Here is a 1417-nt window from a genome sequence, read left to right on the forward strand (position 1 = left end):
GTAGATGACCAGCGAGACGATGCGGGCGTCGTTTCTCGGCCGCATCTCCTGCAAGCCGCCAAGGACCGCGAGCCCCCACACGGTGCCGAGCAAGGACCAGCCCCACGGGCCACGCAAGGTGACCAGGCAGAACGGCGTGTAACTGCCTGCGATGAGCAAATAAATACTCTGGTGATCAAGTTTGCGCAGGATGTCCTTGGCCCGTCCGCGGAAGCTGTGGTACATGGCCGAGAAGCTGTAGAGCAGCACCAGGGTGACGCCATAGATGGACACGCTGACCAGTTTCCACGCGTCGCCGTCAAGCGCTGCGAGAACGACCAGCACCACCGCACCGACCAGCGCAAGGACAGCGCCGACAAGGTGAGTCCAGGCGTTCAGTTTCTTTTCCTCGCCATCGTAACATATGATCCCTTGGACGCGCTGGTTGCCGCAGTCGGAAGCTACAGGAACCGTCTGGCGCGCAGGCTGATTGAGAAGCAGGTCCGCATGTCCGCGGATCCCTCGGTCGCCGGTCAATCGCTGGCAGTGCCACCTCATGGTCACGACCTGTGGGGATCGTCGGAAACGCCTGCTTTTTGCCCTTCTGGCAAACAAAGGAACTCCGAGCCCTATGAAATTTCGGTCCGACCCGGCCCTATTATTAGCACCTCGCTAGCGTGATGCCGTAACACCCTGCCGCCGAGGATCATGAAGCGCACCTCAGGGTCCCTGTCATGTTCCACCATCTTCTTAACCGCGGAGGAAATTGTCATGAAAATTTCGTCCGTTGAATGGCATGATCGCGTCAGCGTCAAGACGCCTTGAATAGGAGCGCAGACCGCTTCTTTCGTAAGCCCGATGCGGGCACCGAAAAGGCCGGATCAGTGCGAGATCCCGCCGTTTGGCAATGCAACTGCTTGAATGGCTCCGTGCGTGCCTCGGCGTCAAGGTGGGTGACCGGTCCTTTTCGGCAAGTATGCTGCCAGACCGTCAAGTCGTTGCGAAGAGCTGCTGGTCATGCCGTCGAAGAAGACATCAGGCGTCGTTGTAGGCCTAATGCCTCCGCAAGGCCAGTTCGGCACATCACTCTCCCGAGAATGCCATTCGGCATGCCGGTTTCCTTGAACAACATCCCTAAAGAATTCTAGGAGTTTTACCTCTATGGCAGCTAAAGACGTCCGTTTGGCGATTAGCGCACGCGCTCCATGGTTTGAAGGCGTTTAACCTTCTGCCGACGCAGTCAAGATCACCCTCGGCCCCAAGTGTCCGCAACGTTGTGTCTGGATCGCTCGTATTGCCTCCGACCGTCACCCCGGACGGTGTCTCCGTCGCCAATGAAATCAACTCAAGACAAGTTCGCCAACATGGGCGCCCGATGGCTAAGGAAGTCCGCCTCCAGACTTCCGACATCGCCGTGACGCACGACACCGCGACCGTC

At 58.6% G+C, this 1417-nt stretch carries 1 protein-coding gene (running past one end of the window); it reads right to left on the reverse strand.

All coding sequences use genetic code 11. From position 1 onward, the window contains the following. A protein-coding gene (locus tag QZ613_RS02500; protein ID WP_291981410.1) for a hemolysin III family protein crosses the window boundary here: on the reverse strand, positions 1-537 show its 5' portion. The gene continues 222 nt to the left of window position 1, outside the view; the window shows 537 of its 759 coding nt (coding positions 1-537); its start codon is at positions 535-537; its stop codon lies beyond the left edge, outside the window. Between the last annotated feature and the right edge of the window lie 880 nt (positions 538-1417).

It is taken from the genome of Candidatus Accumulibacter sp. ACC005, from assembly GCF_907163215.1.
In the GTDB taxonomy this organism is placed as follows: Bacteria; Pseudomonadota; Gammaproteobacteria; order Burkholderiales; family Rhodocyclaceae; genus Accumulibacter; species Accumulibacter regalis.